This is a genomic window from Citrobacter sp. Cc139, from assembly GCF_030334645.1.
GTDB lineage: Bacteria > Pseudomonadota > Gammaproteobacteria > Enterobacterales > Enterobacteriaceae > Citrobacter > Citrobacter werkmanii.
Window position 1 is genome coordinate 1 of record NZ_JAOWDM010000033.1, and the last position, 1,279, is coordinate 1,279.

A 1,279-nucleotide genomic window follows, 5' to 3' on the forward strand; every position below is an offset into this window, starting at 1 on the left:
GTGATGACGAGGCACTACGGTGCTGAAGTGACAAATGCCCTGCTTCCAGGAAAAGCCTCTAAGCATCAGGTAACACGAAATCGTACCCCAAACCGACACAGGTGGTCAGGTAGAGAATACCAAGGCGCTTGAGAGAACTCGGGTGAAGGAACTAGGCAAAATGGTGCCGTAACTTCGGGAGAAGGCACGCTGATAGGTAGGTGAAGCGGTTTACCCGTGGAGCTGAAATCAGTCGAAGATACCAGCTGGCTGCAACTGTTTATTAAAAACACAGCACTGTGCAAACACGAAAGTGGACGTATACGGTGTGACGCCTGCCCGGTGCCGGAAGGTTAATTGATGGGGTTATCCGTAAGGAGAAGCTCTTGATCGAAGCCCCGGTAAACGGCGGCCGTAACTATAACGGTCCTAAGGTAGCGAAATTCCTTGTCGGGTAAGTTCCGACCTGCACGAATGGCGTAATGATGGCCAGGCTGTCTCCACCCGAGACTCAGTGAAATTGAACTCGCTGTGAAGATGCAGTGTACCCGCGGCAAGACGGAAAGACCCCGTGAACCTTTACTATAGCTTGACACTGAACACTGGTCCTTGATGTGTAGGATAGGTGGGAGGCTTTGAAGTGTGGACGCCAGTCTGCATGGAGCCGTCCTTGAAATACCACCCTTTAATGGCTGGTGTTCTAACGTGGGCCCGTAATCCGGGTTGCGGACAGTGTCTGGTGGGTAGTTTGACTGGGGCGGTCTCCTCCCAAAGAGTAACGGAGGAGCACGAAGGTTAGCTAATCCTGGTCGGACATCAGGAGGTTAGTGCAAAGGCATAAGCTAGCTTGACTGCGAGAGTGACGGCTCGAGCAGGTGCGAAAGCAGGTCTTAGTGATCCGGTGGTTCTGAATGGAAGGGCCATCGCTCAACGGATAAAAGGTACTCCGGGGATAACAGGCTGATACCGCCCAAGAGTTCATATCGACGGCGGTGTTTGGCACCTCGATGTCGGCTCATCACATCCTGGGGCTGAAGTAGGTCCCAAGGGTATGGCTGTTCGCCATTTAAAGTGGTACGCGAGCTGGGTTTAGAACGTCGTGAGACAGTTCGGTCCCTATCTGCCGTGGGCGCTGGAGAATTGAGGGGGGCTGCTCCTAGTACGAGAGGACCGGAGTGGACGCATCACTGGTGTTCGGGTTGTCATGCCAATGGCACTGCCCGGTAGCTAAATGCGGAAGAGATAAGTGCTGAAAGCATCTAAGCACGAAACTTGCCCCGAGATGAGTTCTCCCTGAGAC

1 rRNA gene is annotated in these 1,279 nt (G+C 53.5%); it reads left to right on the top strand.

The window, feature by feature from the left end:
* Positions 1–1,279, top strand: a 23S ribosomal RNA gene (locus tag OGV69_RS01355); the annotation flags it as partial.